The organism is Pseudomonas machongensis (assembly GCF_034961125.1).
Taxonomy (GTDB): Bacteria; Pseudomonadota; Gammaproteobacteria; order Pseudomonadales; family Pseudomonadaceae; genus Aquipseudomonas; species Aquipseudomonas machongensis.
Genome location: NZ_JAYFUI010000065.1, coordinates 1 through 4,781, shown reverse-complemented (window position 1 = coordinate 4,781; position 4,781 = coordinate 1). Strand labels below are relative to the sequence as shown.

Annotated in this window: 5 protein-coding genes and 1 pseudogene; 4 read left to right on the top strand and 2 right to left on the bottom strand. The window is 64.0% G+C overall.

Annotated elements, in window-relative coordinates; all coding sequences use genetic code 11:
• A pseudogene (locus VA602_RS05280) lies at positions 1 to 234 on the bottom strand (transketolase); the annotation flags it as partial.
• Between the two features lie 279 nt (positions 235 to 513).
• Between VA602_RS05280 and VA602_RS05275 the strand changes: the two are divergent.
• The 3 genes from VA602_RS05275 to VA602_RS05265 all read left to right on the top strand — a co-directional run bounded on the left by VA602_RS05275 (position 514) and on the right by VA602_RS05265 (position 3,315).
• A complete protein-coding gene (locus VA602_RS05275) occupies positions 514 to 1,512 on the top strand; it encodes a metalloregulator ArsR/SmtB family transcription factor (RefSeq protein ID WP_151926012.1) in 999 nt (332 codons plus the stop codon).
• A gap of 12 nt (positions 1,513 to 1,524) precedes the next feature.
• Positions 1,525 to 2,715, top strand: a complete 1,191-nt coding sequence (gene metK / locus VA602_RS05270) for a methionine adenosyltransferase (protein WP_054894817.1) — start codon at positions 1,525 to 1,527, stop codon at positions 2,713 to 2,715.
• A 204-nt stretch (positions 2,716 to 2,919) separates the two neighbouring features.
• Positions 2,920 to 3,315, top strand: a complete 396-nt coding sequence (locus tag VA602_RS05265; RefSeq protein WP_323452678.1) for a DUF1090 domain-containing protein — start codon at positions 2,920 to 2,922, stop codon at positions 3,313 to 3,315.
• A 46-nt stretch (positions 3,316 to 3,361) separates the two neighbouring features.
• Here VA602_RS05265 and VA602_RS05260 read toward each other — a convergent pair whose 3' ends face one another.
• Positions 3,362 to 3,808, bottom strand: a complete 447-nt coding sequence (locus VA602_RS05260) for a c-type cytochrome (protein ID WP_063546902.1) — start codon at positions 3,806 to 3,808, stop codon at positions 3,362 to 3,364.
• A 119-nt stretch (positions 3,809 to 3,927) separates the two neighbouring features.
• Between VA602_RS05260 and VA602_RS05255 the strand changes: the two genes are divergently transcribed.
• Positions 3,928 to 4,781, top strand: an 854-nt coding sequence (locus tag VA602_RS05255; RefSeq protein ID WP_323452677.1) for an MltA domain-containing protein, incomplete at its 3' end; no start/stop codon positions are given.

The following is a 4,781-nucleotide window of genomic DNA, read 5'->3' as shown; positions in this document are numbered from 1 at the left end:
GGTCAGGTGCAGCAGCGAATAGATGAGCATCGAGCCATGGCCGTTGGACAGCACGAAGCGGTCACGGTCGGCGAAATTCGGGTTGCTCGGGTTGTGCTTGAGGTAGTCGCGCCAAAGCACTTCGGCGATATCCGCCATGCCCATGGGGGCACCTGGATGGCCGCTGTTGGCCTTTTGCACGGCATCCATGCTGAGGGCACGAATGGCGTTGGCACGATCACGACGGCTGGGCATCGCTTATCTCCTGAGGCTTGAATAAGTGGTGAAACGAAAAAAGGCGGCCATTTTCGCCCACTGGGGGCCTTGGGGGCAATGACGGATGGTCGCAGTCGGGGATTTTTCCTGTGATTGGCTGGCACTTCGGGTAAAAAACGGGGGACCGGCGTCATGCTTTGCGCGAGTGAACCCGCCCACACAGCCCCCGGAGCCAGGCATCAGCCACCCATCAGGCAATATCAAAACTTTTTGATATTGCCTTGCCAGGGCAACGATGCCTGTCTAGACTGCCGCCCCATGAACCTGCGTGCGCAAGCGATACCCCAGCAAAGCGACGCACTGGCTGCCCTGTGCAAGGCCAGTGGCGATGCGCTGCGCCTGAATGTCCTGCGCGCCCTGGCCAGCGACTCGTTCGGCGTACTGGAGCTCGCGCAGATCTTCGACATCGGCCAGTCCGGCATGAGCCACCACCTCAAGGTGCTGGCCCAGGCCGAACTGGTGGCCACGCGCCGTGAAGGCAATGCGATCTTCTATCGCCGCGCCCTGCCCGACAGCCTGCGCCAGGGCGGGCGCCTGCACGCGGCCCTGCTCGAAGAAGTCGACGAACTGGCCCTGCCGGACGATGTGCAGGCGCGTATTGCCCAGGTGCAGCAGCGCCGCGCGGCCACCAGCCAAGACTTTTTCCAGCGCGTCGAAGAAAAATTCCGTGCCCAGCAGGACCTGATCGCTGGCGTGCCGCAATACCGCGAAAGCCTGCTGTCCCTGCTCGACAAGCTGAGCTTTGGCAGCGACGCCAGCGCCCTGGAGGTTGGCCCCGGCGATGGCGGCTTCCTGCCCGACCTGGCGCAGCGCTTCGCCCAGGTCACGGCGATGGACAACAGCCCGACCATGCTCGAGCTGGCGCGCCAGGTCTGCGAACGTGAAGGCCTGGATAATGTAATCCTGCAGTTGGCCGATGCACTGGGTGCAACGGATGTGGAAGCCGACTGCGTTGTGCTGAACATGGTCCTGCACCATTTCAGCGACCCGGCCCTGGCCTTGCGCCTGCTGGCCAAACGGGTGAAGGCGGGCGGCAGCCTGCTGGTCACCGAGCTGTGCAGCCATGACCAGGGGTGGGCGCGGGACGCCTGCGGCGACCTCTGGCTGGGCTTCGAGCAGGACGACCTGGCCCGTTGGGCCAATGCTGCGGGGCTGACCCCCGGGGACAGCCTCTATGTTGGCTTGCGTAACGGTTTCCAGATTCAGGTCCGCCATTTCCAGCGGGCCGCTGGCGACACACACATCGGTAAATTTTAGGAACCCCTCGAGATGAGCGAATACTCCCTTTTCACTTCCGAGTCCGTGTCCGAAGGGCATCCGGACAAGATCGCCGACCAGATTTCCGACGCGGTCCTGGACGCCATCATCGCCCAGGACAAATACGCCCGCGTAGCCTGTGAAACCCTGGTCAAGACCGGTGTCGCCATCATCGCCGGCGAAGTCACCACCTCGGCCTGGGTCGATCTGGAAGACCTGGTGCGCAAGGTCATCATCGACATCGGCTACAACAGCTCCGACGTCGGCTTCGATGGCGCCACCTGCGCCGTGATGAACATCATCGGCAAGCAGTCGGTGGACATCGCCCAGGGCGTCGACCGCTCCAAGCCGGAAGACCAGGGCGCAGGCGACCAGGGCCTGATGTTCGGCTACGCCAGCAACGAAACCGAAGTGCTGATGCCTGCGCCGATCTGCTTCTCGCACCGTCTGGTCGAGCGTCAGGCCGAAGCGCGCAAGTCCAAGCTGCTGCCGTGGCTGCGCCCGGACGCCAAGTCCCAGGTCACCTGCCGCTACGAGAACGGCAAGGTGGTCGGCATCGACGCGGTGGTCCTGTCGACCCAGCACAACCCTGAAGTGTCGCAGAAAGACCTGCAGGAAGCGGTGATGGAGCTCATCGTCAAGCACACCCTGCCGGCCGAACTGCTGCACAAGGGCACCCAGTACCACATCAACCCGACCGGCAACTTCATCATCGGCGGCCCGGTGGGCGACTGCGGCCTGACCGGCCGCAAGATCATCGTCGACTCCTACGGCGGCATGGCCCGTCACGGTGGTGGCGCGTTCTCCGGCAAGGACCCGTCCAAGGTCGACCGCTCCGCCGCCTACGCCGGTCGCTACGTGGCCAAGAACATCGTCGCAGCAGGTCTGGCCGAACGTTGCGAGATCCAGGTCTCCTACGCCATCGGCGTAGCCCAGCCGACCTCCATCTCGATCAACACCTTCGGTACCGGCAAGGTGTCCGACGACAAGATCATCCAGCTGGTGCGCGAGTGCTTCGACCTGCGCCCCTACGCGATCACCACCATGCTCGACCTGCTGCACCCGATGTACCAGGAGACCGCTGCCTACGGTCACTTCGGCCGTGAGCCGCAGCAGAAGACCGTGGGTGACGACACCTTCACCACCTTCACCTGGGAGCGCACCGACCGCGCCGCCGCCCTGCGCGACGCCGCCGGCCTGTAAACACCCGGCCTGACAAAAGCCCCTGGAGAGTGATCGACAGGGGCTTTTTCGTTTCCAGAAATTACTGCAAGTCCGTGTAATGCACTGATTACGTAGGCACTTTCCTCATCTTGCCAGCGATCAGTCCATTGCGGTTTCCAAATGGGCAAAATCAGGGCAGGATTTCCCTTTTTGCCGCCCTGCCCTGAAAAGAGGCTCTAGTTCATGAAATCAGTTTCCACGCTCGTTCTGCTGGCTGCCGTCGGCCTGGCCGCCGGCCCCCTGCAGGCCGCCCAGCCCGAGCCCGGCCTGACCGGCTGCGCCGCCAAGCGCAGCGCCATCGAAAACCAGTTGAGCGAAGCCCGCGCGCACAACAACAATGCCCAGGTCGCAGGCCTGGAAAAAGCCCTGAGCGAAGTCACGGCCAACTGCACCGATAGCAGCCTGCGCAAGGAGCGCGAGCAGAAGGTGCTCGACGCCCGGCATGAAGTGAACCAGCGCACCAAGGACCTGGACAAGGCCATGAAGAAGGGCGACTCGGAGAAGATCAACAAGCGCAAGGAAAAGCTCGCCGACGCCAAGAAGGAACTGCAGGAAGCGGTCGACGAACTCGAGCGCTGAGGCCAGCGGCAAACGCGGTCGCTCCCACTCAGGGCACTGCAGATCATCAATGATTGCGAAACTCGGTATGACAGGCCTTGCACGCAGCCTCGACGCGGTCCATCGGTGCCTTCAGCCCAGCAGCATCCAATGGCTGGCTGCGGGTCACACCGACCAGCTCGCCGGTAACGCTCTCGAGCTGGCGGGCCAGGTCATGAAAACGCGCCTGGCGCTCCCAGACCTCAGGCCGGGCGCTGCTATCTCCCCCGTCACGAGCCTGCGGGAAGTGCTGCCAGGGCTCGTGGGCCAGGGTATCGAGCTTTACCGCCCCCTCGGCGAACCTCGCCCCATCGAACGGCAAGCGGCCGCGCAACATGCCGCCCAGGTCTTCGCTGGTCTTGAGCATGTCCTTGAAGATTGCCTTGCGCTGGCCCAATGGCGAGTTCGGATCGACACGCTCGCAAGCGGTCAGCGTCAGGGTGGCGAGCAGCACTACGGTCAATCGCTTGAACATCACGGTCTCTTCGGCCTGCATGAACGGGTCGCCAGTATCGCCGCCCGTCGGGCAAAGACCAATAGCCACACAAAAGACAAGGGCGAATGTTCATCTCCGCCCATAACAGGACCCCGCTTATGAAATCTGCTTTGCGCCCTCTCGCCTGGGTGCTCCCGGCCTTGGCCCTGCTGGCCGGCTGCAACGGCGGCGAGGGCACCAAGCCCGAGCCGCACGCCATCGCCACCTATGCCGGTGCCACCTGGCAAGATTTGCCGAGCGTCACTGACAGCGACCTGGTCGCAGGCTTCCAGGCCTGGCGCAACGGCTGCGAGAAACTCAAGCGCGACGCGGTCTGGGCTGCGACGTGCAGCGCGGCGGCTGCGGTGCCGGGCGATCCGGCCCAGATACGTGCCTTCCTGCAACAGAACCTGCAGGTCTACGGCCTGCGCTCCGCCGAGAACAACGCCAACGGCCTGATCACCGGTTACTACGAACCGGTCTACCCAGGCAGCTTGACGCGCACGGCACAAGCCCAGGTCCCCGTCTACGGCCCTCCCGACGACATGATCGTGGTCGACCTGGCCAGCGTATACCCGGAGCTCAAAGGCAAACGCCTTCGCGGCCGTATCGAAGGTCGTGTGCTCAAGCCCTACGACACCGCCGAAGTGATCAACCGCCAGGGTGTGAAGGCGCCGGTGCTGGCCTGGCTGACCGACCCGATGGACCTGCAGTTCCTGCAGATCCAGGGCTCCGGTCGCGTGCAACTGGAGAGCGGCCGCCAGCTGCGCCTGGGCTACGCCGACCAGAACGGCCACCCCTACCGACCGATCGGCCGCTGGCTGGTGGACCAGGGCCAGTTGAAGAAAGAAGACGTGACCATGGGCAGCATCCACGCCTGGGCCCAGGCCAACCCACAACGGGTGCCGGAGCTGCTGGCGAGCAACCCGAGCTATGTGTTCTTCGCCGCAGGCCCCGACAGCAACGAGGGCCC